Origin of the sequence: Bacillus sp. FSL K6-1012, from assembly GCF_037964915.1 — a bacterium.
Lineage (GTDB): Bacteria > Bacillota > Bacilli > Bacillales > Bacillaceae > Bacillus > Bacillus halotolerans.
In genome coordinates, this window is the sequence record NZ_CP150175.1 from 2,544,003 (window position 1) to 2,568,399 (window position 24,397).

The following is a 24,397-nucleotide window of genomic DNA, read 5'->3' on the forward strand; positions in this document are numbered from 1 at the left end:
AGAAAAAACGCGAAGAAATAGACCAATGAATGAAGCAGGGCGCATTTCATCAAAAAAAGGCGGCCTCCTTTGAGACCCGCCTTTTTACTGATTATGATGTTCTGTTTTCTTTTGGATTGATTTCAGCTCTTTTTTACGCGCATCGTCTTCTTCAAAATATTGAACAAGATCACCGATGCGATCAATGCTGTTCCAGCTTAAATGATGCTCGATTCCTTCGACATCGTTATATATTTTCTCTTCATCAACACCAATGATTCTTAAAAACTGCTCAAGCAATTCATGTCTGTATACTAGCCGTTTGCCTATTTTCTTTCCTTTAGACGTTAGCACGAGACCGCGATATTTTTCATAAATTAAATATTCGTCTTTATCTAGTTTTTGAACCATTTTTGTTACAGAGGAGGGGTGGACTGCCAATGCTTCCGCGATATCAGAAACCCTTGCATATCCTTTTTCTTCAATCAGCATATAAATCTGTTCAATATAATCTTCCATACTTGGTGTCGTCATCGAAACCCTCCCAAAAAGCACCTTAACTTTATAAATCATTACAAGTTTACACTAATGAACTTGAAAAAACAAGGATGCTCTGCAGGCCAAAAAGCCCTTTTTACCGCTTATAATTCCATTCATCAGAAGCATATTTTGTTTCTGCCAAGTCCTGAACAAAATTAAGCTCTTCCTGAGATAATTCGTACGGCTCCAAGTGAATATTCAAGCCGGTTTCAAATCCGGATTTAAAAGCCTTGCGTGCATCGTCCATCGTCACCGGGTGATCGGTGAGTTCATTAATCGCAACCGCTTTATTTTTAAAATTGCGCTGCATCCGCTCTCTGACTCTTTCACTCGGATACAAAAACAGATCAAACAGCTTGTCCTCATCCAAATCAAGCAGAATGGAGCCGTGCTGAAGGATGACGCCTTTTTGTCTCGTTTGCGCGCTTCCCGCCACCTTGCGCCCCTCCACAACAAGCTCATACCAGGACGGCGCGTCAAAACAAACGGATGACCGCGGGTTCTTTAAGCTTTCTTTTTCTTTTTCGGTTCTCGGAATGGCAAAATAAGCGTCCAGACCAAGATTTCTAAAGCCTTGAAGTATGCCTTCTGAAATAACCCGATATGCCTCGGTTACAGTCGCCGGCATTTCCGGATGATCCTCAGAAACGATTACGCTGTATGTCAATTCCTGATCGTGGAGCACCCCTCTTCCTCCGGTCGGGCGTCTGACAAATCCAAGATTATACTTATGTACTGCTTCAAAATTGATTTCCTTTTTAATATTTTGAAAATAACCTACAGAAAGCGTCGCAGGATTCCAGCCGTAAAAACGGATGACGGGAGGAATTTTCTTTTCACTGTGCCAATATAAAAGCGCTTCATCAAGCGCCATATTGAAAGCCGGGCTTGCATTTCCTGAGTCTATAAACCGCCAAGTTTCTTTTTCCATTTTGAGACCTTCCTTACCGTTTTAATAGAATCAGTTTAACAAACTGCCGGGAAAATGAAAAATATTTTAGTTCCATTATGGATGACAATCGCGCCGTGCTTTACTATAATAGTATTTGTCGAAAACGTCTCTATGCCCTTGTTTAAAGAAGCAGGGTTTTGATTTTATACGTTAAAGGAGTAGAATCACATTGTCTAATATGATCGTTTTAATTATTTTTGCTGCGTTTATCGTCTATATGATTGCTTCATATGTCTATCAGCAGCGAATTATGAAAACACTTTCGGAAGAAGAATTCCGCGCTGGTTACCGCAAAGCGCAGCTTATCGACGTTCGTGAACCGAATGAATTTGATGGCGGACATATTTTAGGCGCCCGCAACATTCCGCTTTCTCAGCTGAAACAGAGAAAAAATGAAATCCGGCCGGACAAGCCTGTCTATCTGTACTGCCAGAACAGTGTCCGCAGCGGACGCGCGGCACAAACCCTGCGCAAAAACGGCTGCACTGAGATTTATAACCTTAAGGGCGGCTTTAAAAAATGGGGCGGAAAAATCAAAGCCAAAAATTAAAAAAACAGCTGTCTGATATCAGACAGCTGTTTTTTTATTTTACAAGTTCGCTGCTTACGTTTTTCTCGTATCTAAGTACAGGCTGTCTGGCTGCTTTTGTTTCGTCCATTCTTTTGACGATTGTTGTATGCGGAGCCTCCTGTACGAGCTCCGGAGTTTCCTCTGCTTCTTTCGCAATTTGGATCATAGCATCAATAAACGCATCCAGCGTTTCCTTGGATTCTGTCTCTGTCGGCTCAATCATGATGCACTCCTCAACATTAAGCGGAAAATAAATTGTAGGCGGATGATAGCCGAAATCGAGCAGCCGTTTTGCAATATCCAGCGTACGCACCCCAAGCTTTTTCTGGCGTTTCCCTGACAATACAAATTCGTGCTTGCAATGGCGGTCAAACGGCAGATCGTAATAAGGGGCAAGCTTTCTCATCATATAGTTGGCGTTCAGCACCGCGTTTTCAGTAACGGCCTTTAACCCGTCCGGGCCCATAGAGCGGATATACGTATATGCTCTGACATTGATGCCGAAGTTGCCGTAATAAGGCTTAACACGGCCGATCGCGTGAGGGCGGTCATAGTCAAAAGTAAATCGACCTTCTTTTTTGATTAAAACGGGTTTTGGCAGATAAGGAATCAGATCTTCTTTTACGCCAACCGGACCTGAACCCGGACCGCCTCCGCCGTGAGGCCCTGTGAAGGTTTTATGCAAATTAAGATGCACCACATCAAATCCCATATCACCGGGTCTCGCTTTACTTAACACGGCATTTAAATTAGCGCCGTCATAATACAGCTTTCCTCCGGCTTGGTGAACGATTTCCGCCATCTCGGTGATCTGTTCCTCAAATAATCCGAGTGTATTCGGATTCGTCAGCATAAGAGCTGCGGTTTCTTCATTCACCGCTCTTTTTAAATCCTCTAAATCAACAAGCCCGTTTTCATTCGATTTCACCGTCACCGTTTCAAAACCGGCAACTGTTGCAGACGCAGGATTTGTCCCATGAGCTGAATCGGGGACAATGACCTTTGTCCGTTTCATATCTCCGCGCGCCTCATGATAAGCGCGGATCATCATCAGTCCCGTCCATTCGCCATGCGCCCCCGCCGCGGGCTGAAGCGTGACCTCATCCATTCCCGTAATTTCTTCGAGATGCTTGCTTAAGTCATATAAAAGCTCCAAAGCGCCTTGCACTGTGTCTTCGTCCTGAAGAGGATGAATCGCGGCAAAACCGGGAATCCGCGCGATTTTTTCATTCAATTTCGGATTGTATTTCATTGTGCAGGAACCGAGCGGATAAAAGCCCGAATCAACCCCGTGGTTCCGTCTGGACAATGCTGTGTAATGCCGCATAATATCCAGCTCAGAAACCTCCGGCAGCTCTGCGTCCTCATCCCGGATATAGCTGTCTGACAAGAGGTCCTCCACTTCCATTTCCGGTACGTCAAGCTCCGGCAGACTGTAGCCGACACGGCCTTCTCTTGAAAGCTCAAAAATAAGTGCCTGATCCTGATTATTCATGGCGATCCCCCAATTCCTGAATGAGTGCATCAATTTCTTCTTTTGTTCTCAGCTCTGTTACGGCAATAAGCATATGGCGGTCAAGCTCCGGATACGTCAGACCCAAATCGTAGCCGCCGATGATCCCTTTTGTCAGCAATCTTTGATTTACCGATTTCACAGGTTCATCTAGTTTGATAACGAATTCGTTAAACATCGGCCCGTCAAACATTACGGTGAGCCCCGCTTTTTTCGCTTCTTGCTTAGCATAATTGGCTTTTAAGAGATTTTGGCGGGCGATTTCTTTTACGCCGTTTTTCCCGAGAGCCGTCATGGCGACGGAAGCGGCCAGTGCGTTTAAAGCCTGGTTCGAGCAGATGTTTGACGTCGCCTTATCCCTGCGAATATGCTGCTCTCTGGCTTGTAAGGTAAGCACAAAACCTCTTTTTCCGTTTTCATCCTCCGTTTGTCCGACGAGGCGGCCCGGCACCTTTCTCATTAATTTTTTCGTGACCGCAAAAAAACCGCAATGGGGTCCGCCGTATGCGGAAGGAATCCCGAATGGCTGTGCGTCGCCAACCACAATATCGGCCTGAAAAGCGCCCGGCGGGGTCAGAAGTCCCAATGCAAGCGGATTGGCTGAGACAATAAACATGGATTTTCCCTGATGAGCGATCGGCTCAATATCCTTCAACGGCTCAACCAGACCAAAAAAGTTCGGGTACTGCACAATGACTGCCGCCGTATCGTCACAAACGGTTTCGCGCAAAGCATCAAGATCAGTCACTCCATTTGCGGCAGGGACTTCAACAACTTCAATATACTGTCCTTTTGCATATGTTTTCAGCACTTCTCTCGATTCAGGGTGCACGGTTGTTGACACCACAATTTTTTTCTTTTTCGTATGTCCGGAGGCAAGCATCGCAGCTTCCGCCAAGGCTGTTCCGCCATCATACATAGAAGAGTTGCTGATATCCATGCCAGTTAATTCACAAATCATCGTTTGAAACTCGAAAATCGCCTGAAGCTCCCCTTGAGAAATTTCCGGCTGATATGGTGTATAAGCTGTATAAAACTCAGACCTTGAAATGACATGATCCACAATAACCGGCTGATAATGATCATATACACCGGCGCCTAAGAAAGATGCGTATTGAACGGTATCACAGTTTTTAGACGCCAGCTTTGTCAGTTCTTTTGTTAATTCTGTTTCTGATTTTGCCTTTTTGAATTGATACTCTTTTTTGAATCTGACGTTCTCAGGTATATCGGCGAATAAATCATCGATCGTGTTTGCACCGATGGCATCAAGCATTTCCTGTTTATCCTTTTCTGTCGCGGGCAAATAGCGGTGCTTCATGTGTTGACCCCTCTCCAAAGAAAAATTTTTAGCGTTTATAAAATGGTGTTTTAACTACCTTTGCTTTCACTAATTTTTTGCGAATCTCCACTTCTACAACAGTTCCGATCTCACTCGCTCCAGCATCAACCAAGGCAAGGCCCACGTTTTTCCCCAATGTCGGTGACTGGGTGCCTGTTGTCACCTTTCCGACGGACTTGCCGCTTTGAAACACTTCATATCCGTGTCTCGGTATTCCTTTTTCAATCATTTCAAGACCGACGAGCTTTCGTTTCGCCCCGTTTTCTTTCTCTTCACTCAATACAGACTTCCCGAAAAAATCAGACTCTTTTTTGTGTTTTACGGCAAATCCTATACCGGCTTCAACCGGCGTGATATCCCGAGTCAGCTCCTGGCCATAGAGCGGGAGCTTCGCTTCAAATCTGAGTGTATCACGCGCCCCAAGCCCGCATGGCATAAGCCCGTGTTCTTCACCCGCTTCAATGATCTGTTTCCAGATTCGAACGGCGTCATCAGCGCGGCAGTAAATTTCGAACCCGTCTTCACCCGTATAGCCGGTTCGCGAAATGAGTGCTTTGCAGCCGCTGATATCAGCTTCATCAATAAATGCAAATGGTTTTAAAGCAGACACATCTGAAGCTGTCAGATTTTTTAAGATTGTTTCTGCTTTCGGGCCCTGCACGGCCAAAAGCGCAATCTGATCTGACAAATTGTCAATCTGGACATCTCCTGTTGCGTGTTCTTTGAGCCAAGCAAGATCTTTATCTATATTTGAAGCATTTATGACAAGCAAATAGCGGTTTTCAGCTTTTTGATAGATGAGTAAATCATCAACGGTGCCGCCATCCGGATAGCACATCGCGGTATATTGCGCACGGCCGGTTTTTAACGCGGATACATCATTTGTCATCAGCTTTTGTAAAAAAGACAGACTGTCATCCCCCGTGATTTCGACTTCCCCCATATGAGATACATCAAACAGCCCGGCTGCTGTTCGGACAGCCTCATGCTCTTTTTTGATTGAAGAAAATTGAACAGGAAGCTCCCAGCCTCCGAAATCAATCGTTTTCCCTCCATATTCCTTATACAATTCAAATAACGGTGTTCTTTTCAGCATCAAATTCCTCCCCTTTTTCAACGGCGCAGCTAAAAAAACATACAAAAAAGGACAGAGAAACACCTCATATTAAATGAAGGTTCTCTGTCCTGGCACCTGAAAGTTTACTTTGCAATAGCAAAGACGTCCCCTTTGGTGGCTTGCGCATTTCACACAAACACTCTCCAGAGTTGCGTCGAGCAAGAGTTCTTTTGCCTGAGAGATTCACTCCGCAGTTTGCTCCTTCGGCGCCTGTATCCCGGTTTTCTCGGTCAGGTCTCTCCCCTTGCTGTCATTCGCTCATATTTTCATGCTGTTATGGACATACTATAGCAATATCTTACATCAAATACATACTCATATCCTACCATCATCACTATATGCGGGGCAACAGCAATTTGGGCGGATTTTTCTTATATTGTTCATTTAAAAAATTGAAGAATATGAAAGGCGGTTTCACAGCAATGAATGCAGAAATCACATATGACACAAAATGGCCCGAAGAATTTGCCGAAAGACTGAAAAACGACGGTCCGTGGTCAAACTGGGAGCTGTACAAGCTTTCATCAGAAATCCAGGAAACATTGGCGATTCCTGAATTTGAAGGCTTGCGGGCCCCATTATATCTCCCTTCCTTCACGCCGCTTCCCCATCAGCTTGAGGTTGCGCAGAAGGTTGTTGAAAAAATGAACGGAAAAGCGATTTTAGCAGATGAAGTGGGGCTCGGCAAAACTGTTGAAGCCGGACTGATTCTAAAAGAATATATGATTCGCGGGTTAGCCAAAAAAATTCTGATCCTTGTGCCAGCTTCTCTTGTTTCGCAGTGGGTGAAAGAGCTTCAGGAAAAATTTTTGATTCCGGCTGTTGAGCAAAAGAAAAGCTATGTGTGGGAGCAGTGCGATATCGTCGTGTCCTCCATCGATACGGCAAAGCGCTCGCCCCACCGGGAAATTGTGCTGTCAATCCCATATGATCTCGTCATTATTGATGAGGCCCACAAGCTCAAAAATAGCAAAACAAAGAACTATGAATTTGTCCGGAATCTTGTGAAAAAATACTGCCTGCTGCTGACTGCGACGCCAATCCAAAACCGTGTTGAAGAAATATTCAATTTGGTTTCATTATTAAAGCCTGGTCATTTAGGCAATCAGAATCACTTTCAAGAAATGTTTTCTAAAAAGAAATCCAGCTTAGAAGCGCATGATCATTTAAAAGATCTAGTGAATAAAGTCATGATTCGCAACAGGCGGCATGACACCGGGCTGAATTGGAAGCAGCGCCGCGTCGAAACAGTGCCGATTGAATTTTCTCCATCAGAGCAGGCGCTTTACGATGAGATTTCCCGACTGAAAGAAAGCATTAACAAACCGGCCAGCATGTTCTCCATTATGACACTCCAAAGAGAATGCTGTTCAAGCAGGGAAGCTGTGTACATGACATTGAAAAAAATGCTCGACCAAAAAGAAAAACAGGCACCAGCCATTGATGAAGACACCATTTCTATATTAATGGACCGCATCAATCAAGTGACACAAAATTCTAAAGCGAATCAAGTCATCGATCTGATTAAAAAGATAGACGATAAAGTCATTATTTTTACAGAATACCGTGCCACTCAAATTTATCTGCAGTGGTTTCTTCAGCAACACGGCATCAGCTCTGTGCCGTTCAGAGGCGGATTTAAACGCGGGAAAAAAGACTGGATGAAGGACCTTTTCCGCGGGAAGGTTCAAGTGCTGATTGCAACTGAAGCAGGCGGCGAAGGGATCAACCTGCAGTTTTGCAATCACATGATTAACTATGATTTGCCATGGAATCCGATGCGGCTTGAACAAAGAATCGGAAGAATCCACAGGCTCGGGCAGGAGCGTGACGTCCATATTTATAACATGGCTACCAAACATACAGTGGAAGAGCATATTTTAAAGCTTTTATATGAAAAAATTCATTTATTTGAAAAAGTGGTCGGCGAGCTTGATGACATTTTAACAAAAATTCAAGTCAACAATTTTGAAGAGCACCTGCACGATATTTTGTACCATTCGGCAACCGAAGAAGAAATGAAAATTAAAATGGACAACTTAACCTCATTTTTGTCTTATAAAAAACAGCAGCCCGCTGAAAAAAAAGGTTCTTAGCCGCAAGGAGGTTTTACAAGTGAGACAGCAAGAGGTTCACCAATTTCTGCTTCGTTTTTTCCAGGCAAACAGCTGTCCGATCATCGACCAAGGCCCCGGTTACATAACGGTTCAGCTTACAGTTGAAATGGACAAACAGATCATGAATCGGCCTTTTTACTGGCACTGGCGCGAGAAGACCGGCGGCGACCCGAATCCGATGAAAATGACGTTCATTACAGATAAGGAATCTGCTCCAAAAGACCTAGACGGCGAATTTATTTATTTCGGGGCGCCACGCCTTTTTCAAATATTTAAAGCAGTTAAACAAAATGGGAGATTTACCAGAATGTATGAGAAAATTGAATCAGCCGGAGCGAAAATTCCGCTTCAGCCTTGGCTTGGTATAAATGTCATGATTTCATACCAGTCCGACATGAAAAAGGATAAGCTATTGTCACTAGGTCTTCACCTTGTCTCTGGAACCATGATTGAAGATTTTCAAAGTAAGCTCGTACAGCTTTCATTGACATCACAAATATGTGACTATTGTTTCACCATATCGCCTATGATCAAACCTGAAAGCGGTCTTAAGCGGATGGAGAGCTACATTACCCAAGCCGCTATGCAAGAACCGTCAGACTGGGCAGAGCAGGCGGTAAACAGGTGGCAAAACGATATGAAATTGCTTGATCAGTTTTATGAGCATACAGAAGAAAAACCAGAAGAGTACCATCTTGAAAAACAGGCGTTAAAAGCCTTGTATCAACCAAAGATATCAGTTCAGATCGAGAATGGCGGATTATTTTTTCTGCAAAATAATATTTCGAGCTAACTTTTTTCAGATTCGACATCGTTCTCGTTTTTTTTGGAAAAATGCTATTATAATAAAGGTATATTGGAAAAAAATTCTGGCTATTCAATTGGCAAATGACTTCCAGAGACCACAGAAGGCGTACAATGGTCATGGCCGGACTGGCTGAAATACATAAACAAGTATTTTAGGAGGAGAAACTGCATGAAAAATGCAAAACAAGAGCACTTCGAATTAGATCAAGAATGGGTTGAATTAATGATGGAAGCCAGAGAAGCAAATATCAGCCCTGAGGAAATACGCAAATATTTACTTTTAAACAAAAAGTCTGCTCATCCTGGTCCGGCAGCCAGAAGTCATACCATAAATCCTTTCTGAATGTGCTATAATATCACAAGGAAGGTGATGACATTGATTGGCCAGCGTATTAAACAATACCGTAAAGAAAAAGGCTACTCACTATCAGAACTAGCAGAAAAAGCTGGGGTAGCGAAGTCTTATTTAAGCTCAATAGAACGAAATCTACAAACGAACCCCTCCATTCAATTTCTCGAAAAAGTCTCCGCTGTTCTGGACGTCTCGGTTCATACTTTGCTTGATGAAAAACATGAAACCGAATACGATGGTCAATTAGATAGTGAATGGGAGAAATTGGTTCGCGATGCGATGACATCTGGGGTATCGAAAAAACAATTTCGTGAATTTTTAGATTATCAAAAATGGAGAAAATCCCAAAAAGAGGAGTAGTGCCTGAGCAGAGGCACTTACTCCTCTTTTGTCAATGAACATAAGAATGGCTCAGTACGCATGTACTGAGCCACCTCTTTTTTCTATTAATGTTTATCCTCGCTATGCGCTTTTTCATTTTCTTTAATGTAACCGTCTTTATCAGTATGTTCCTTTTTGATTGTCAAGCCATTCCACTGTGTTGCTTCGAATGAGAATTGAAGCTGTAATGAGTTGCCTTGATATTTATTTTGAACCATTTGTCCCTTTTCATCTTTTGTTTTATCGTCTTTAAATTGAATTTCCATTTTAACCTGGTCAAAATCAGTCGGTGTTTTTGGAACGCCGTCATATTCAGGAGCGGTTTTACCGTCAATTGTCGCTATATTGACTTTTCCGCTTGCGTTTAAGAATTTAGGATCAATTTGTTTTTTAATTTTTTCAGTCGCCGCAGCATCATTCTTAGAGGACATTAAATATAAGTCTTTAAGGTTGGCATCATCTAAAATGATGTTTTTCGGATAGCCATTGCCTCCCTCTTTGCCGACTGTCAATAATGTAACCTCAAATTGGCTGAGAAAATCTTCTGGGGATGTATTACTTCCCCCGTTTGCTTTAAATTCTCCATAATTCAGCGCCATTAATACCTCTTTGATCGCAAGTGAGCCGTTATTTTCGAATTGGAAATCTTTCGTCAATTTATCTCCCGGCTTTAGATTTGATAAGTTGACACTGGCTGAATTTTCTTTCGCTGCTAAATCAAGCGTGCCTGATGCAAAAGTAGCATCCGTTGATTTAATGTCGTTAAATGCTGCCCATGTTCCTCCTCCTACTAAAGCTAACCCTAGTGCTGCTGATGCAACTCCTAAACTCAATTTCTTTTTCATACCCATGGTAAACTCCCCTTTTATTGAATGATTATATTATCGAAACCTGTTGCCAGGTTTACAACTGATGTTAAGTGGACATCGTATTGTCCTTTGTCTCTGTTTCCAAGGCTTTCGTCTTTCTTTCAATCTCCCTGATCGCACTGCTGATTGTCACAAAGGAGTAGATCAGCAGCATAACGCCGGGAACAATCAGTAAAATAGCTGTGCCGATCGGCTGACTGGCAAAATGAAGCATGTAGCCGGCATAAGGAAGCTGAAAACCTGTATATTGCGCGCGGACATTTTCATCCGACACAGGCGCAGAATCAGCTGCGGCGTTATTATCCCCTTTTGTTTGGAATGACAAATGATCGCCTTGCTTTTTCATATCAATAATTCTATGGGTCACCGCTGTGTCTGCATCCTGCATAAATGTGATCACGTCGCCCTTTTGGAGCTTTTTCACATCCGTGATTTCTTTAACAAGAATTAATGAGCCCGTTTTAAATTCAGGGTCCATCGAGCCAGACAGTACTGATTTCAGCGTGTATCCGAACACTGCCGGCTCTCCCCCGGATGAACGTGTTGATATGACAACTAGCGTTAACACAATAATCAGAGTAAAGATGATTACGTAAAGGATATTACTGATCAGCTTTAATGCTTTCTTCATCCTCTTCCCCGCTTTCCTTCTGAACTGGTTGATTTTCTTTGTCTTCAGTTACGGCTTTGTCGGCTGTTTTTTCTTTATCTGTTTTGTCTTTTCTGTCACTGTCTGCTTGATTGTGCTGTTTTTTCACAGCCGGCTGACTTTCCTTTTTCGGTGTCGTCGGTTTTTCGTCACACTTCACAATTGTCATTGGATCCGACCACTCAGACTTGCTTCCGTCCGCCGGATAGCCGGCCGGTTTATATACTTTAAACACATAAATGCCGGATTTCACTTTTTTATTTGTTTCAATTTTGTAAAGTGATTCGCCTATTTGGTTGGAAACGTATCCTTTATCTATTACGTTCCCGTCTTTTAGCGGTTTGCGGGTGTTTGCCAGTTTATGAAGCTCCCACTTCCATTTCGATTTCTTAAGTTTCTCGCCTCTGTTTTCCAGCTCGACAAATAGACGAACAGGGGAACAGACAGTACCTTTTGTATCTGTTTGATTCACCACGTGTAAATCACTTTGGTCCCACCGTTTATCGTAATGACAGTTTTTATCTGTATGCTGAAAGTTCTCACACGTTTGAAGCGAAACATCAAAGTTTTCAATATCATAAAAAGCTGCGCTTGTATCTCCGGTAAATTGTAAGCATATGGCCGCTGTCAGACTGAATATGGCTGAAAGCTGAAAAACAAGCAGCACTCTTAATTTTGTCTTAGCCTTATGCTGATTGCGGAACAATCGAAACATACCTTACCCCCTGTAAAACACTGTAACTTGATGTGACAATCGTTCTCTTTTAAGAACCATACAAACTGAGTATAATCAACGATTGAAGGATTTAAAAACACCAAAATCCGCCATTTTGTTCGTTTAAAAGAATGTTTTCATCATATTGCATAGCCTTACTCAATATTGCTCACCTTTTTAAGTTTTTAGAATTTTTTGGGATTGTTATGTGAGAAATTAAACGCATATCCGGTTAACATTTGGCAATAATAAACAACAAAGAAAGGGTGACGGCTTATGATCAAACAATGTGTGATTTGTCTGTCTCTTCTCGGTTTCGGCACCAGTGCCGCTCAAGCAGAAGAAGGGCCGCTTGTAACCGCCCGCCACATGTCAAAATGGGAAGAGCTTGCTGTAAAAGAAGCAAAAAAAAGGTACCCGCTCGCACAGGTACTGGTTAAACAAAAAGTTTGGGACCGCAAAAGAAAAGACGAAGCTGTGAAGCAATATCATTTAACCCTGAGAGAAGGCTCAAAGGAATTCGGCGTGTTTGTCACAATTTCTTTCGATCCTCATAGTCAAAAGGTGAATAAAATTGCAATTTTAGAAGAATATCAATAAGGTCCTCCATGTGAAGGACCTTGTTCGTTATATTGGTACAATTTATTTTTTTCTTTTCAGCCATAGCCTAAAACCATAAGGTAAAATACCGAACCAATGCTGAGAAGCAGGCGTTTTTGTTTCTTTTCGAACCTCTTTTCGTTCTTTTCGCTTATCTTTTGGAGTGTCTATATATTTCACAAATTGCTGAGTCATATATTTGACATAATCATTCGTTTTCACGTGATCACCTCATCATTCAGTTATTATGAAGTGTTGGCTCACACGACTTTTTTTATACACATACCGCTGGTTTATTCTGTCCAGCTCAGCAGTTTTTTCTGATTTTGATCGAACAGCAGCTGAGCGTTTTTTTCTGTTCCCGACTCTGTGATGGCTTTAAGAGTGATTTCTTGCTGTTCTTTTATGGTTGTTTTGCGAATGTCATAAGATACATGTCCATATTGAAACTGCTGTGAACCCTTTCGGCCTGGTCTGTGCTCAAGTATATGCCTGATGGATAGAAGCGCGCCATTTTGCAGCAGATTTTCTCCTGTGTAATACTCTTTTGTTTCCTTCTCAAACATATGCCGTGAAACAAATTGAGGGGCGGTGAAATTCACAATCAGCATCACAAGGGCAAATGTAAAAAGAACAGCCGGATAGATAAACCCTTTTGAGTAGTACATTCACCCACCTCCTAACGACGTATATACCGGAAAAGCGGTTTGATACTCTTTATCATTCTCATTCTTGACTTTCAACCAAAGCATCCCATTTTTAACCCCGGCTTTCATTGTTTTAATATGGTCAAGAATCGGAACATGCCCTTTTCCGTCTACTCTTTTCCTGATCATTGAATGGTAGATTTCAAAACGGACCTCTTGCCCTGACAGATTTCTGCAGATTAAGACGCTGCCATGCTCATCTGTCTGCACTGTCTGCGACTGCTTGCACTCATTCATGATCTGCTCTACCGAAATGACCCATTCCCGCTGCATGAAGCCCTCATTCTCCTGTTGACGTGACAAAAATAGATGAAAGAATATCGCTAACGATCCTGATATGAGCAAATAAGCAGAGAGCGAAAATAATACATTAAGAAGCGTATAGCCAGTCTGTCCGCAAAATGCTGAGGCAAAATGGCTTGTCTTTATAGGCGTCTGATGTGATGCATACGTTTTGATACTTTCCCTCCTCCTCCCATGTCATCGAGTATTTGCTATTGTTCATCGAAACAGTTTGTGACGAATTTCCTTTTCCTGTCAGTATATATTTGCCTATGCTTTCATTGACAAGCTGATAACCCATTTCTCTCGACTCCGCTATATGTTCATCAGCTATCAGCTTGTTCCACAACGGCACGATCGTCAGAAGCATAAAGAGCCATATGCTGAGGGCAGCCATTGTTTCAATTGTAGAAAAGCCTTTATTTTCTCTCCACATTCACTCTTCCGCTCCCTAAATAAACTGTTATGTCATAGGCGGCACGCCCTTTTATACGGATTTTCCCGCCTATATTCGGGTGCCCTTTCTCGTTAAATTCCAAGCGGTCTTTTAATGTCAGTAACTCTGCCGAAAGCCCGTTATGATAAGTACGGTCTATAACAGTGTCACCTATGATTAATTGATATTTTTTCTCTTGAAAAAGAATTTTTGTTCTTTGATGATTGGAAATTGCGGTCTGCTGTGAAAGTAAAATATCGTTTTTCAGCTGGGATACTGTCTGTCGTAATGCTGTATTTTCATAAATAGGAGGAAGCGTGGTAAACACCGCAATCAGCATAATAGAGGCGAGGCTTAAAACAAGCAGGCTTTCTAAAAGGGTGAATCCAGCTTCCCCTTTTAATTTAATGTTCAACCTTAACCTCCCCGCCGGTAATGATAATTTGCTTTCCATTTGGACAAACCGCATCTTTTTTCACATAACCTTCTGCCTGTAAATCGCCGAGGCTTGGTGTCTTCCCGTCATGATCGAGTTCATATGCTGTTACCTGCGCCTTTATCATGTTTTGCAGGCCTTCACAGCCCTTTTTCTGAATGGTTTGATTATGTTTTGTTACATTCGGTATGGTGATCAATAGCAAAATAGAAATAATAAAGAGAACGATCAGCATTTCCACAAGTGTAAACCCTTTCTCATTCATCCGCCTCTTCCTTTCACATTTGATTCATCATCTGATACATAGGCAGGAGCATCGATAGATAAACAATTAAAATCATCCCTGCGACAAATCCGTAAATAATGGGCTGAAGAATGCCTGTCCATTTTTGTGACTTGTCCTCAAGCCGCTGCAATATAAACTGGCTGTATGTGAAGAGTTCCCGATCCAAGCGGCCGCTTAGCTGGCCATGAGATATCACTTTTGAAAAATCATTTTCGTAAAAAGGCCGTTTGTATAAAGCAGCTTCAATGGTTTCACCGGCTTTTAACCGTTCAATCATTTGTTCAGCTTCATAGCGGTAAAAAGGGAGAAACGTTTGCTTCCTAAATGCTTTCAAACTTTCATAAATAGAAAGACCTGATGCAAGCAGACTGCTCAGCTGTAAAGAAAAAAAGTAGCTGTTAAACAGCCTGACCAGCTTTCCAAACAAAGGAATGCTTACGCAAATGAGCATTTGATGGTCAGGGGATTTTTTCTTGAACACAAACCAATAATAAAGACCTATTCCTGCAGCCAAAATGGCCATTAATATGAACACAGTATCAAGGTGCTGAAAAAACGCAAAAATGATGTCTGTTGTGCGTGACGTTTCTACATTCATCGATTGATAAATACCGGAAAACTGAGGAATGATGATGTTTTGCAGCATATAAAGCATGACAACAACGGTAAAGATGAGGAAAAGAGGATATCGCAACACCCTTTTTATCTGTTCTGCTTGGCTTGCTTTTCGTTCCAGCAGCTCTCCGCTCTGAATCATGGAAGCCGGCAATTCCCCATGTGTTTCAGCAAAATAACAACTACCGACGGCTTCCTTATGAAATGACAAGCTCTTTAATACATTGTAAAACGATTCTCCTTCTCTCAACCGGCTTATTGCGTTAGCCAAGTCCGCCAGCTGCCTTTTATTCATTTGCAGCTGCATCAGGCGCAATCCGTCTAAAAGACTGTATCCGCCCGCTGTCATTTCACCCAGCCTTTTCAGTAAATAGGCTTGATCCTTTAACGGCCAAACTTTTCTAATCTGTTTCATGATAAACCCACCGGTCATAGTTGTTTGTCGTTAAATAGCCGAGCGCAATCCCTTTTCTTATAATTTGACGCAGCGTTTGATATTGGTAATTTGCATTGTCCCCTTTCGCTTCCTGGATACACTGCTGAAGGTTTTTCCCGTAAAGCAGCTCGTATACGCTTGCTCTCCTGACATTTCGTGACAGGCGGCAATACACTGATGAACATCCGTCTTCACAAAACGGGCAAGCCAAATCAACTAAACGCTGAGCCGCTATCGCAATAACCGTTTGCTCGATTTCATTCATATTAATGCCAAATTCAAGCAGCCTGTAAATCGCGCCCTTCGCATCTCTCGTATGAAGGCTCGTCAGCACTAAATGACCAGTCATCGCTGCCCGCACCGCAATTTGGGCTGTTTCAGCGTCTCTAATCTCACCTAAGATGATCATATCGGGGTCATGGCGCAAAATAGCCTTCAGCCCTGTGGAATATGTGACACCGGCTTTTTCATTCACCTGCACTTGAAGAACATCTTCATCCCTCGTTTCCACTGGATCTTCAAGTGTGACAATGTTTCGATTAAAATGTTTTTTTGCATATTGGATCAGAGAATATAATGTTGTTGTTTTCCCAGAGCCTGTTGGTCCGGTAAAAATCAGCATGCCGTGGGAGTGTTTTAAAAATGAAAGCAAGGTGGCTCCTGTCTTTGGGAATAAAGACAGTTTGTCAATCGAAGGGATATTATACTGAGGCATCACTCTGATGACGAGGCTTTCTTCGTTAATTGTCGGGAGCGTTGACATCCTTAAGTGAACGTCACCCTCTTTTAATTTTAGAGTAAGAGATCCATTTTGCGGCTTTCTTCTTTCCCCTATGTCCATAGCTGAGAGAAACTTAAAATGAGAAATGAGTCTTACACACTCTTCTTTTTTCATGTTTCGCTTTTTCAGCAATGCATGGTCAACCCGAAAATGAATGATTGCGTCCCGTTCCCTCGGCACAATGTGAATGTCAGAGGCCTTCGTCCTATATGCCTCTTCAATTAAAGTTTTGCTTGTTTTTTCTATCGAATCCACTTTGATTCCCTCTCCTTTCAAAGCGTATTGTAGAAAAAGAAGACATGGTAATCAAACAAAGAAAATGTGATTTCTGATGTATTTTACAACCTAAAAAACCATTTCGCCCTTATTAAAAAGAGAAATTCAGCTATATGTATCACATCATTTTCAATTTTAATAAGGGTTTGAAAAGAGATTGATGGACAGAGGTACGCAGTCCGGCTCTGGCACCCAAAGAGGGATTTATAAATCGAAGTTTGATGCTTTCTAAAATTGGCGAATCAGTTTATTGTATACAAAATAAAAAGGAAGAGGCAGTTACCTCTTCCAAACTGTTTGTTATGCTGATTTAGAAATTTCACTTAATGCTTTTCCGGCTTTCTGGTCTGTGTCTTTCTTAACGGAAAGGTCGCCTAACGCAACAATACCCGTTAAACGTTCATTTTCAAGAATCGGTAAACGGCGGATTTGATGCTCTGCCATGAGCTGACTCGCTTCATCAGCAGACATATCAGGATGACCGGAAACGATTTCGGTGCTCATGATATCACTTGCTTTCGCTTCCATTTGATCTTCAGCTAAGCTTCTGGTGACAATGTCCCGATCAGAAACGATGCCTTGAAGTCTGCCGCTTTCACAAATTGGAATAGAACCGACATTGGAGTCTTTCATCTTTTTGGCTAGTTCAGTGACTGATGCGGTTGGCTCACAGCATTCTACATTCGCAGTCATGATATCTCTTACTTTCATTTCAATTCCTCCTTTACCGTGTTCTATTTATTCTTTATCCGCTGCACAAAAAATGAAACATTCTACAGTATCCGCCGTTTTCGAGATTTCTTTTTATCCTTCCGTTCCTGCAGCATATCTCCCGTCCAGCCTTTCTTCTTCAAATATAGGTAGATTAAGACTGTAGAAGTGATAATCAATAAGAGAGAAAAGACATAACCGTATTTCCAATTCAGCTCAGGCATCACGGAAAAGTTCATCCCCCAGAGGGCACCGAGTGCTGTAACCGGCGTAAAAAGCGTCGTGAAAATGGTCAGCGCTTTGAATATTTCATTTCCCCTGTGAGAGGTAATGACTTCCTCTGAATGCAACAGACTATTAAGCTCCCCTTCAAATTCGCTGATGTATGTAAACCCCCTGTCAATTTTGAGTTGTATCCGCTGATAAACCTTTTTACTATCATTTTGGAGCAAAAAGGTTTCTTTCAATGCCATTTCAATTTTTTTAGCGCTTAGGATTAAGTTTTTCCAGACCATCAGCTCATGGTGCAGGAGATGAACACGGTTTAAAATGCTTTTGCTATTGTCGTCTTTGATTTGCCATCTGAGTTTTCTCAGCTTTACTTCAAATTCATCTACACCGATTAAATACGCATTCATTAACTCGCCGAGAAGGATCAAAAATCCCTCCATGGTACTATCCGCTCTCTCCATTTGCTGGACAACTTGTTTTCCCTTAATCCCATCCAAAATCGCAAAATCAAAGTTAATTGTGAAAAAATATTGCCTAGTAATATAGAAATGAAAAACGGTATGGTCTTTTTCCTCGCCAAGCCCCTGATCATATACGATCGAGCCAAATACCGCTTCATTCTCAGCTTCTGTTGTATCCACGCGCAAAAAATTAATATGATGATTATTTTCAAACCACTTTTCACATTGCGGCCAATGAGAAAAATGGATCAGATCTCTTGCCTTATCTCTTTCCTGAGGCCCCATTTGGTACCAAAACCAATCCCCACCTGTATGTACCTTCATGTTACGATCCTCCAGACTTTTATTCTTTTGTTCTTTAATTGCCCAAGGAGAAGCATTCCTAAACCATTTAGGCACTTCATCACATGTTTTGTGAGCTTTTGCCGGTGGTATGGAATGTAGAAAGACATCGGAAAGGGAGGTGCATGCCTTCCTTGGAGAAGGCAGTTTATTTTGGAATTTATCAATTTATTAGCAGTCGTGTTTTTAATTTTGTTAACGGGATTTTTTGTCGCCGTAGAATTTTCGATCGTAAAAGTCAGGCGATCCAGAATTGATCAGCTTGTCGCAAAAGGCAAAAAAGGCGCTAAAGCGGCAAAACATGTGGTCACTCATCTTGACGAATATTTATCAGCCTGCCAGCTGGGCATCACGGTCGCAGCTTTAGGACTCGGCTGGCTGGGTGAACCGACTGTACAGACTCTGCTTCGTCCGCTCTTTCAGAAGGCAGGTTTAAACGAGTCGCTTACCCATCTTCTTTCCCTTATTATCGCCTTTTTAGTGGTAACGTATTTAAATGTCGTCATCGGGGAACTGGCACCGAAGAGCTTCGCGATTCAAAAAGCAGAAAGCATTACGCTGATGCTCGCGAAGCCATTAATCTGGTTTTATAAAATCATGTTTCCGTTCATTTGGCTCCTTAACCAGTCTGCCAGAATGATCACAGGACTTTTTGGGCTGAAGCCGGCATCAGAGCATGAACTGGCTTATACGGAGGAAGAGCTTAGAGTACTGTTGACCGAAAGCTATAAAAGCGGAGAAATCAGAAAAAGCGAATTAAAATATATGAATAATATATTTACATTTGATAAACGAATGGCAAAGGAGATCATGGTCCCGCGAAACGAAATGGTCAGTTTGTCTATTGAGGATGACTCGATTCCAAGCATGCGGGAAACGGTTAAGCAGACCAAATATACCCGTTACCCGGTTGTAAAAGAAGATAAAGATAACGTCATCGGCGTGATCAATATGAAAGAAGTGCTGTTTTCATTGCTGACGAAAGATTTTTCTTTTCAGAAGCACAAAATTGAACCCTTCATACAGCCCGTCATTCATGTCATTGAGACCATTCCGATTTACAAATTACTCATCAAAATGCAAAAGGAACGCACTCATATGGCGATTCTTATTGATGAGTATGGCGGAACTTCAGGATTGATCACCGTCGAGGATATTATTGAAGAAATTGTAGGAGAAATACGCGATGAATTTGATGCAGATGAAGTGCCTCATGTTCGTGAGCTGGGAAAAGATCATTATTTATTAAATGCGAAGTTATTAATCAGTGACGTGAATAACCTGCTTGGAACTGATTTATCAGATGCTGAAGTCGATACGCTCGGAGGCTGGTTTCTCACACAAAACATAGACGCCGAGCCTGAAAGTGTCATTGAATATGACGGCTACTCATTCAAGGTAAAAGACATCGACAGTCACCATATTTTGTTTATCGAAGTAAAAAAAGCTGAATAGCCCTAGCACAGGCTGTTCAGCTGTTGCTTCTCTTCATTGTTGAACGTACTTCAAAAAAATACATCCCTTAAGGGACATCTTAAGATTCTTCTATCTTAAATCCTTTGTTGGCTAAAGCTTTAGCAAGACTTTGCTCTGTTTTCACATTCGAAAAATCTAATCCGAGCTTCACAACAGTCTGGGCGATTTCAGGCCTGATTCCTGAAATAATCGTCTCAATGCCCAGCAGTTTGGTGCTGTCAATCACTTTAAAGATTTGATAGGCAACCATCGTATCGACGATAGGAACACCGGATATATCTAAAAATAAATATGAAAGCTTTAACGCCGAGCATTGGGCCAAAACGGATTCCAAAATGGTTCTCGCTCTGTACGTGTCAATTTCACCAACAAGGGGAAGAATCCCAATCTCTTTAGAAATCGGCATAATCGGTGCGCTCAATTCATTGATCATTTCTTTTTGCGCATTTAATTGGATCACCGTGACCTGATGATATTCTTCTGTAAATACCTCGATAATCTCATCAATCGTTTGATTCAAAATCTTGCTCCACTCAAATATCTCCTGGATGCCGATTTCTTGGGAAGAAGCGGTTTCGCTGAAGTCTTGAATCCATTGCCACATGATGTGCCTGAAAGCGTTAAACTGACTGACACTTTCCGTCACGGTCACTTCATGAACAGCACGGTCTCTGGCACATTGAAGTGACCATTGGTTAAGCTGATCCTTCACCTCTTCTTTTCTAATGGAATTTGCTACAATGGCTACCAATGATTCATGCTGCTCTTTTAATTTTCGTTCTAATTTTTGCTGATCTTTTGCAGAATACAGCAAACTTCCTTTTAACGTGCATGTTTCCAGCCATTGGAGTGTAATGTCTTCTTTGTGCTCTGTTAAATACTGATCTAGAGCTTTCATTTCATCGGTTACCTCCTGTGATGTTTATCTTTCAAAAAGTGTATGATTGATATGTATAACTTGTCTCACGTTACACATACTATTTTTATATTCAATGGGCTATAGCCAAGCGGTAAGGCAATGGACTTTGACTCCGTGATCGTTGGTTCGAATCCAGCTAGCCCAGTTTCTGAACCGTGAAAAACCGAAGATAAGCTGATTCAAGCAAATCAGCGGATCTTCGGTTTTTCATCATGCAGATTGATGAACCGTTTTCTTCTTCGATAACTTTAACAGTTCTCCCGGATTGTATCCGATAACAAGCTTCCTGTTGTCCACGAGAATCGGACGGCGCAAAAGCTTCGGTTTCTCAATTAAAAGTTCCAGCACTTCGTTTACAGTCATATCTTCAATGTTTAAATTTAAATTTTTGAAGGTTTGGCTTCTTGTTGCTAAAATTTCGTCAATTCCTTCTGTGGTTAAAGATAAAATATACTTTAATTCATCCATCGTTGGAGTTTCTCTGAATAAGTGCCGTTCGTTAAATTCAATCTGGTGCGCTTTGAGCCAATGTTTTGTTTTTCGGCATGACGTGCAGCTTGGATATGAGTAAAAAGTTAATTGTTCCATTATGTTTTTTCCTCCTCCAGTTAACGATCTCTTTGTAGAATAACTACCCGTATCAATTTTTCTTTAAACCATTTATTGAACTTTTTTTCGGGTTATTTCTAAAAAACCGCACATATAATAGAAAACGCAATCAAAGGGTTAAATACCATTTTTCATATTAATAATGAAAATGTTTACATTTTTGTCCGTGATCTATTATAATAACAGTCAGAGGGACTCTCGGGAGGGGATAAAAATGAATCGCATGTTCCGGGTGTTAGGATTTTGGACGGGAATATTTGCAGTCATGTTTTATTTAGGTGATATGAAAGATGCTTCCCTTTTATTTTTTGGACAGACGATCTTATTTGTGTTTCTATCGTATTTGAATTTAACAGAACGGATGTACATTTATATCTTTGGCGCTTATTTAACCATCTTCTTTGCCGGCTTCACATACTATTCCATTTTTATTATGGTACCAGGCGGCGGAGGACATTAAAGGCAAAAAGAGACAAACCTCATCGGTTTGTCTCTTTTTCTATAATGAAAAACCATTTAAAAACGGATTTTGATCCTGCTCAGTCTGCACGTCAGTTTCAGGGCCATGTCCGCTTAACACCAATGTGTGCTCCGGCAGCGTAAGCAGTTTTTCATGGATAGACGTCAGCAGCGTTTCTTGGTCGCCTCCATGTAAATCTGTACGGCCTATCCCGCCTTGAAACAGGACATCACCGGAAATCACCAGGTCGGCATCCTTCACGTAATATGAAACGCTTCCCGGGGAATGTCCCGGTGTAAATAGCGTCTCCAGATGGAAAGGCCCAATATTCAGCTCACCGTCCCCTTCAATCAAATGATCTGCCGGCTTAGCTGTCACTTCTATCCCTCTCAGCATTCCTGAGCCGTTTAATGAGGCATCTGTAAGCCAATTCTTTTCATTTTGATGCAGATAGACAGGAATATCCCATCTGTCTCTCACGTCATCCAGCGCCCCAATATGATCAAAATGGGCGTGTGTCAGTAAAATGGCTAAAGGCGTTAATCCTTTTTCTTTTATGTATTGGTTGATTTTATCTCCTTCGCCGCCCGGATCAAAAATCAGGCATTGATCATCACTGATTAAAAAATATGCATTCGCTTGAATCGGTCCTACAGGCATTCTTCTCCATTTCACTTTTCTCACCTCTTTCCTTTTTATGCTCCTATTATGAGGGTTTTTGAAAAAAGATTCAAACAATCGCTATGAAAACGCTATCGACAAACACACTGAAAACAGGTAGAATAAAAATGGAAAGAATTGCAGGTTTTTCAATGTAAAGGGGGCTGCGTAATGTTACTTGTCGTGATTTTCGGCCTTGTCGCTCTTTTCGCTTTATGGGGAGTCTTGCGTTCTGTGAAAAACAAAAATATACTTGGATTTTTATTAGCCGGGGCCACCTTGTGTGTGTTTGGCTGGTTTACAGTGATGACGGTGATAAACAGCGGTTATCCTACTGCACATTAAAACCTGTATCCAATGGGATACAGGTTTATTTTTTATTGCTGTAAATGTTTATTCACGCTTTCTATTTTACTTTCAAGCGTCGTTTTTTTGTCCCGTCTGTCATCGATGCGAATGTTGGTCGCCACTCTGTGAAGCCCTTTTTGGAACGGCGCTTCGTGAATCGCCTGAATCACAGTAAAAAGGTCGCTGAGTTCGCCTTCAATCAGTGTGTTCATTGGTGTCAGCTGATATTTGATTTTCCCTTCTGCCTTGTAGCCCTCTAAAATTTTCTGCACATCCGCCACGTAGGCGCTCACACTAGGTGTTTCTGTTCCGATTGGGATAATGGTTACATCTGCGATAGCCATTAATTATTCCATCTCCTTTTTATCAATGATGATTGGCTTCATTTCATGTGATATTAATGAAATTATGCGCTCAAAATGAAAACCGTACAACGCATATTTTCCGTTCGGGGATACTTGGATCGGCTCCATTTCAGGCAAAGTAAGAAGATCCTGTACCTCTCCTGATTTCATATCGATCGCAGACAGCTTATATGCGTCTCCGCTTTCTTTAAACGTGTAAAACAGACCGCCATCCTCATCAAAATCATACTCCATCGGAGCCAGACTTGTATATTTGGTTTGGAGCGGCCATTCTGCTGTAACTGCTTCACCATTCAATTGCGGTGATGTAAATTTATACAAGCCGTTCTCTCCGGAATCTGCTTTGACGGTAAAGTTCATATTATGAAAAGAATCAAAGTAAAGGACATCCTCCTCCAGCTTTTTCTCCTCTTCAGAAGCAATATCATACGTATACAAAGGGCCTTCTTTATCGTTTCTTCCCTCTTTTAGATAGTCAAATGTGTCTTTTGAGGTCCAATGGACAAACGGTACCTGTATTCGACTTAAAGCAGACTTGTCTTTTTTGGCATCCACGTGATATGTATTGAAGTCCCAGTTTTCAGTGAATACCGTGACCATCATTTGATACGGATCATACTGATTCCATGCTGCCTCCAGCTCGTACGTTTCGTATTCTTTCTGGTACAGCTTCTCCCCTTTTTGATTCAGCAAAACTACTGCTGTCTGTTGGCTATGCGTGATCTGCAGCAGAATCATCTGTTTCTTGGGATTGATTTGAACATCAACGATTTGACCATCCGTCTGATAGAGCTTTTTCGTTTTGCCATTAAAGATTTGATATGCAAGAAGCTCTGTTTTTGTCGGATCTGAGGCTGTATACAGAATGGTGTTGTTATTGAGCCAGCCTTCCGCTCCGTCCGCTTTTCCTGCTGGCAGCGGAACAATCTCTTTTTCCTCACTTTTTGCCGTCGCTGCCTGTTTTTGCTGCTGATGAGATGGTTCGCATGCCGATAAACAAACTAGCAATGCTGACAGCAGAATCAAACAAACTGATCTCATCAGCCTCCCCCTCCG

The 24,397-nt window shown here is 41.9% G+C and carries 31 protein-coding genes, 1 tRNA gene, 1 pseudogene and 1 riboswitch; of the genes and pseudogenes, 10 read left to right on the top strand and 23 right to left on the bottom strand.

Annotated elements, in window-relative coordinates:
* Positions 1–84 precede the first annotated feature (84 nt).
* Both mntR and lipM read right to left on the bottom strand, forming a co-directional pair.
* The gene (gene mntR, locus NSS75_RS13090; protein ID WP_010334908.1) at positions 85–513 is read right to left on the bottom strand and encodes a transcriptional regulator MntR; all 429 of its coding nucleotides are present in this window, start codon (positions 511–513) and stop codon (positions 85–87) included.
* Positions 514–613: 100 nt separating this feature from the next.
* Positions 614–1,450 (bottom strand): octanoyltransferase LipM, encoded by an 837-nt coding sequence (gene lipM / locus NSS75_RS13095; protein ID WP_024122029.1) that lies wholly within the window; start codon positions 1,448–1,450, stop codon positions 614–616.
* A gap of 190 nt (positions 1,451–1,640) precedes the next feature.
* Between lipM and NSS75_RS13100 the strand changes: the two genes are divergently transcribed.
* Positions 1,641–2,021 carry a rhodanese-like domain-containing protein gene (locus tag NSS75_RS13100; protein WP_024122030.1) on the top strand — a complete coding sequence of 127 codons (381 nt, stop codon included), beginning with the start codon at positions 1,641–1,643 and terminating at the stop codon, positions 2,019–2,021.
* A 34-nt stretch (positions 2,022–2,055) separates the two neighbouring features.
* Here the strand turns inward: NSS75_RS13100 and gcvPB are convergent, their stop codons facing one another.
* From gcvPB to gcvT, 3 genes are read right to left on the bottom strand one after another with little or no spacing between them, the layout of a single operon-like run.
* Positions 2,056–3,537, bottom strand: a complete 1,482-nt coding sequence (gene gcvPB, locus NSS75_RS13105; RefSeq protein WP_044154625.1) for an aminomethyl-transferring glycine dehydrogenase subunit GcvPB — start codon at positions 3,535–3,537, stop codon at positions 2,056–2,058.
* Entirely contained in the window at positions 3,530–4,876 is a 1,347-nt protein-coding gene (gene gcvPA / locus NSS75_RS13110) for an aminomethyl-transferring glycine dehydrogenase subunit GcvPA (RefSeq protein WP_101861030.1), read from the bottom strand. The genes gcvPB and gcvPA overlap by 8 nt, the downstream gene beginning before the upstream one ends.
* Positions 4,877–4,904: 28 nt before the next feature.
* A complete protein-coding gene (gcvT, locus tag NSS75_RS13115) occupies positions 4,905–5,993 on the bottom strand; it encodes a glycine cleavage system aminomethyltransferase GcvT (protein WP_101861031.1) in 1,089 nt (362 codons plus the stop codon).
* A gap of 173 nt (positions 5,994–6,166) precedes the next feature.
* Positions 6,167–6,268: riboswitch (glycine riboswitch) on the bottom strand.
* A gap of 168 nt (positions 6,269–6,436) precedes the next feature.
* Between gcvT and NSS75_RS13120 the strand changes: the two genes are divergently transcribed.
* The 4 genes from NSS75_RS13120 to sinR all read left to right on the top strand — a co-directional run bounded on the left by NSS75_RS13120 (position 6,437) and on the right by sinR (position 9,650).
* Positions 6,437–8,110, top strand: coding sequence for an SNF2-related protein (locus NSS75_RS13120; RefSeq protein ID WP_101861177.1), 1,674 nt, complete (start codon positions 6,437–6,439; stop codon positions 8,108–8,110).
* Positions 8,111–8,129: 19 nt separating this feature from the next.
* On the top strand, positions 8,130–8,924 hold the full coding sequence (locus NSS75_RS13125) for a YqhG family protein (RefSeq protein ID WP_101861032.1): 795 nt from the start codon (positions 8,130–8,132) through the stop codon (positions 8,922–8,924).
* Positions 8,925–9,107: 183 nt separating this feature from the next.
* Positions 9,108–9,281: an anti-repressor SinI family protein gene (locus tag NSS75_RS13130; RefSeq protein ID WP_024122036.1), complete on the top strand. Its 174-nt coding sequence runs from the start codon at positions 9,108–9,110 to the stop codon at positions 9,279–9,281.
* 33 nt (positions 9,282–9,314) lie between these two features.
* The gene (gene sinR, locus NSS75_RS13135; protein WP_003226345.1) at positions 9,315–9,650 is read left to right on the top strand and encodes a transcriptional regulator SinR; all 336 of its coding nucleotides are present in this window, start codon (positions 9,315–9,317) and stop codon (positions 9,648–9,650) included.
* Between the two features lie 86 nt (positions 9,651–9,736).
* On the opposite strand, the gene tasA is transcribed toward sinR, so the two are convergent.
* The 3 genes from tasA to tapA form a co-directional block, all read right to left on the bottom strand.
* Positions 9,737–10,522 (bottom strand): biofilm matrix protein TasA, encoded by a 786-nt coding sequence (gene tasA, locus NSS75_RS13140; protein ID WP_024122037.1) that lies wholly within the window; start codon positions 10,520–10,522, stop codon positions 9,737–9,739.
* Between the two features lie 64 nt (positions 10,523–10,586).
* Positions 10,587–11,171, bottom strand: coding sequence for a signal peptidase I (locus NSS75_RS13145; protein ID WP_268496720.1), 585 nt, complete (start codon positions 11,169–11,171; stop codon positions 10,587–10,589).
* Positions 11,143–11,904, bottom strand: coding sequence for an amyloid fiber anchoring/assembly protein TapA (tapA, locus tag NSS75_RS13150; RefSeq protein ID WP_101861034.1), 762 nt, complete (start codon positions 11,902–11,904; stop codon positions 11,143–11,145). The genes NSS75_RS13145 and tapA overlap by 29 nt, the downstream gene beginning before the upstream one ends.
* A gap of 276 nt (positions 11,905–12,180) precedes the next feature.
* Between tapA and NSS75_RS13155 the strand changes: the two genes are divergently transcribed.
* The gene (locus NSS75_RS13155) at positions 12,181–12,504 is read left to right on the top strand and encodes a YqzG/YhdC family protein (protein ID WP_024122040.1); all 324 of its coding nucleotides are present in this window, start codon (positions 12,181–12,183) and stop codon (positions 12,502–12,504) included.
* A gap of 42 nt (positions 12,505–12,546) precedes the next feature.
* Here the strand turns inward: NSS75_RS13155 and NSS75_RS13160 are convergent, their stop codons facing one another.
* The 10 genes from NSS75_RS13160 to NSS75_RS13205 all read right to left on the bottom strand — a co-directional run bounded on the left by NSS75_RS13160 (position 12,547) and on the right by NSS75_RS13205 (position 18,486).
* The gene (locus NSS75_RS13160) at positions 12,547–12,726 is read right to left on the bottom strand and encodes a YqzE family protein (RefSeq protein WP_101861035.1); all 180 of its coding nucleotides are present in this window, start codon (positions 12,724–12,726) and stop codon (positions 12,547–12,549) included.
* Between the two features lie 71 nt (positions 12,727–12,797).
* Complete coding sequence (gene comGG / locus NSS75_RS13165; protein WP_059335411.1) at positions 12,798–13,172, bottom strand: competence type IV pilus minor pilin ComGG; 375 nt, start codon at positions 13,170–13,172, stop codon at positions 12,798–12,800.
* Positions 13,173–13,556, bottom strand: coding sequence for a competence type IV pilus minor pilin ComGF (gene comGF / locus NSS75_RS13170; RefSeq protein ID WP_038954226.1), 384 nt, complete (start codon positions 13,554–13,556; stop codon positions 13,173–13,175).
* Between the two features lie 25 nt (positions 13,557–13,581).
* On the bottom strand, positions 13,582–13,929 hold the full coding sequence (gene comGE / locus NSS75_RS13175; protein WP_339233339.1) for a competence type IV pilus minor pilin ComGE: 348 nt from the start codon (positions 13,927–13,929) through the stop codon (positions 13,582–13,584).
* Complete coding sequence (gene comGD, locus NSS75_RS13180; protein ID WP_024122044.1) at positions 13,913–14,344, bottom strand: competence type IV pilus minor pilin ComGD; 432 nt, start codon at positions 14,342–14,344, stop codon at positions 13,913–13,915. The genes comGE and comGD overlap by 17 nt, the downstream gene beginning before the upstream one ends.
* Entirely contained in the window at positions 14,334–14,630 is a 297-nt protein-coding gene (gene comGC, locus NSS75_RS13185) for a competence type IV pilus major pilin ComGC (RefSeq protein WP_010334925.1), read from the bottom strand. Before comGC ends, comGD begins: the two co-directional genes overlap by 11 nt.
* 13 nt (positions 14,631–14,643) lie before the next feature.
* On the bottom strand, positions 14,644–15,681 hold the full coding sequence (gene comGB, locus NSS75_RS13190) for a competence type IV pilus assembly protein ComGB (protein ID WP_101861038.1): 1,038 nt from the start codon (positions 15,679–15,681) through the stop codon (positions 14,644–14,646).
* The gene (comGA, locus tag NSS75_RS13195) at positions 15,668–16,738 is read right to left on the bottom strand and encodes a competence protein ComGA (protein ID WP_024122047.1); all 1,071 of its coding nucleotides are present in this window, start codon (positions 16,736–16,738) and stop codon (positions 15,668–15,670) included. The genes comGB and comGA overlap by 14 nt, the downstream gene beginning before the upstream one ends.
* A gap of 321 nt (positions 16,739–17,059) precedes the next feature.
* Positions 17,060–17,470 carry a CBS domain-containing protein gene (locus NSS75_RS13200; protein WP_024122048.1) on the bottom strand — a complete coding sequence of 137 codons (411 nt, stop codon included), beginning with the start codon at positions 17,468–17,470 and terminating at the stop codon, positions 17,060–17,062.
* Positions 17,471–17,532: 62 nt separating this feature from the next.
* Positions 17,533–18,486: a magnesium transporter CorA family protein gene (locus tag NSS75_RS13205; protein WP_185848826.1), complete on the bottom strand. Its 954-nt coding sequence runs from the start codon at positions 18,484–18,486 to the stop codon at positions 17,533–17,535.
* Positions 18,487–18,629: 143 nt separating this feature from the next.
* Between NSS75_RS13205 and NSS75_RS13210 the strand changes: the two are divergent.
* Positions 18,630–19,959 (top strand): annotated as a pseudogene (locus tag NSS75_RS13210) (hemolysin family protein).
* Positions 19,960–20,038: 79 nt separating this feature from the next.
* Here NSS75_RS13210 and NSS75_RS13215 read toward each other — a convergent pair.
* The gene (locus NSS75_RS13215; RefSeq protein ID WP_185848824.1) at positions 20,039–20,878 is read right to left on the bottom strand and encodes an STAS domain-containing protein; all 840 of its coding nucleotides are present in this window, start codon (positions 20,876–20,878) and stop codon (positions 20,039–20,041) included.
* Between the two features lie 95 nt (positions 20,879–20,973).
* Between NSS75_RS13215 and NSS75_RS13220 the strand changes: the two genes are divergently transcribed.
* Positions 20,974–21,044 (top strand) — tRNA-Gln (locus NSS75_RS13220).
* A gap of 65 nt (positions 21,045–21,109) precedes the next feature.
* Here the strand turns inward: NSS75_RS13220 and mgsR are convergent.
* Positions 21,110–21,490 (bottom strand): transcriptional regulator MgsR, encoded by a 381-nt coding sequence (gene mgsR, locus NSS75_RS13225; RefSeq protein WP_026014741.1) that lies wholly within the window; start codon positions 21,488–21,490, stop codon positions 21,110–21,112.
* Between the two features lie 232 nt (positions 21,491–21,722).
* Between mgsR and NSS75_RS13230 the strand changes: the two genes are divergently transcribed.
* Entirely contained in the window at positions 21,723–21,968 is a 246-nt protein-coding gene (locus NSS75_RS13230; RefSeq protein ID WP_003226300.1) for a DUF2626 domain-containing protein, read from the top strand.
* Between the two features lie 39 nt (positions 21,969–22,007).
* Here the strand turns inward: NSS75_RS13230 and NSS75_RS13235 are convergent, their stop codons facing one another.
* Positions 22,008–22,643: an MBL fold metallo-hydrolase gene (locus NSS75_RS13235; RefSeq protein WP_024122052.1), complete on the bottom strand. Its 636-nt coding sequence runs from the start codon at positions 22,641–22,643 to the stop codon at positions 22,008–22,010.
* 156 nt (positions 22,644–22,799) lie between these two features.
* Between NSS75_RS13235 and NSS75_RS13240 the strand changes: the two genes are divergently transcribed.
* Positions 22,800–22,973 (top strand): DUF2759 domain-containing protein, encoded by a 174-nt coding sequence (locus NSS75_RS13240; protein ID WP_010334935.1) that lies wholly within the window; start codon positions 22,800–22,802, stop codon positions 22,971–22,973.
* A gap of 32 nt (positions 22,974–23,005) precedes the next feature.
* On the opposite strand, the gene NSS75_RS13245 is transcribed toward NSS75_RS13240, so the two are convergent.
* Both NSS75_RS13245 and NSS75_RS13250 read right to left on the bottom strand, forming a co-directional pair.
* Complete coding sequence (locus NSS75_RS13245) at positions 23,006–23,320, bottom strand: MTH1187 family thiamine-binding protein (RefSeq protein WP_010334936.1); 315 nt, start codon at positions 23,318–23,320, stop codon at positions 23,006–23,008.
* A 3-nt stretch (positions 23,321–23,323) separates the two neighbouring features.
* A complete protein-coding gene (locus NSS75_RS13250; protein ID WP_024122053.1) occupies positions 23,324–24,382 on the bottom strand; it encodes a hypothetical protein in 1,059 nt (352 codons plus the stop codon).
* Positions 24,383–24,397: the final 15 nt, after the last annotated feature.